Below are 1,205 nucleotides of genomic sequence, written 5' to 3' on the forward strand. Positions count from 1 at the left end.
GTACAACCAGATAAGCCGGTGACGTATTATCACATCCCCTGCGAGGAACACGCCATTCTGACTTCCCACGGTTTGCGCAGCGAAAGCCTGTTTCTTGGGGATCGCGCGCTGAAGTCCTTTCAGCGCGAGGACGTCGCCGAATTGCTTGCGCTGTTTCCCGAACTGGAAAGCAACAGGTCAAGGCAACAAACGCGGCTGCGTTGCCTCAAGCGGGCCGAAGCCAGCGCATTGCAAGGTTTGTTCTGACGATCTGCCGAATTATTTGAAGTTCCGGCTGTCCTTGATCTGATCCCAGGCCCAGACGACCTCTTGCAACTGTTCTTCCTGGCTGCGATCGCCGCCGTTCATGTCCGGGTGCAGCACCTTGATCAGTTTCTTGTAGGCCTTGCGCACCTCGGCTTTGGTCCAACTGTCATTGGCTTCCAGAATCTCAATCGCGCGGCGTTCCGTGGGGGGCAGACGGCGGCCGCCACCGCCCGACGTGCGGCCGGGGTTCTTGGTGGCGTTCGCGCCCAGAACCTGATGCGGGTCTTCGATGCCCAAACGGGCCCATGCGCGCGCTTCGGGGTCGCCCATGGGCTTGGTCTCGCGCTCCCACACTTTATCCTTGGATCGCTGCGCGTTCAGTTCAGCCTCGGTCGTGCCGTCGAAGAAGTTCCATTTCTGGTTATATTCGCGCACGTGCTGCTGGCAGAACCAGAAGAAATCGTCCAGCACGTCCGGCGCTTTGGGCGCGCGGAATTTGCCCGCCTCTTCACAGCCTTCGTGGTCGCAGATTCGCACCGATGTCTCAGACGCGCCCGACATCCCCCGACGCCCGCGCGGGTTCTTTTTCTTGGCGTTGGAGACGGACATATCGAATCCGAAAGGGTCTGATTTCGTCATGCTGTGATCCTTAAGAACGCATCTTCTCGACTCGGAGGCAGCAGTTTAGTCTAAGCAGCCGAAAGTAGAAGAGGGGAGCGGCAAGTTTTTTGCCGTTGAGCGTAAAAATGACTGTGACCGACGAAATCCGAACCCGACTGCAGGCCGCCTTTGATCCGCGTGAGCTTGAGGTGGTGGATGACAGCGAAAGCCACCGGGGTCATGCAGGGTTTCAGGAAGGTGGCGAGAGCCATTTCAACGTCCGCATCCGCGCCGCCGCATTCGAAGGCCAATCTCGGGTAGCGCGACATCGCGCCGTTCACAAGGCACTGGGCGACGTT

General features: G+C 59.0%; 2 protein-coding genes and 1 pseudogene. 2 read left to right on the forward strand and 1 reads right to left on the reverse strand.

The window, feature by feature from the left end; translation table 11 throughout:
- A pseudogene (locus tag ACR0E6_RS21355) lies at positions 1-246 on the forward strand (hypothetical protein); the annotation flags it as partial.
- A 12-nt stretch (positions 247-258) separates the two neighbouring features.
- On the opposite strand, the gene ACR0E6_RS21360 reads toward ACR0E6_RS21355, so the two are convergent.
- Positions 259-885: a J domain-containing protein gene (locus ACR0E6_RS21360; protein WP_171122553.1), complete on the reverse strand. Its 627-nt coding sequence runs from the start codon at positions 883-885 to the stop codon at positions 259-261.
- Between the two features lie 107 nt (positions 886-992).
- Here ACR0E6_RS21360 and ACR0E6_RS21365 point away from each other — a divergent pair.
- On the forward strand, positions 993-1,205 hold a 213-nt coding region (locus tag ACR0E6_RS21365; protein WP_480587073.1), incomplete at its 3' end, for a BolA family protein.

The sequence above is a fragment of the Ruegeria sp. AP12 genome, assembly GCF_056540025.1.

What these genes read in the sequence shown, in the direction of transcription:
- ACR0E6_RS21360 (WP_171122553.1), bottom strand. Translation starts at nt 885, where the DNA reads ATGACGAAATCAGACCCTTTCGGATTCGATATGTCCGTCTCCAACGCC.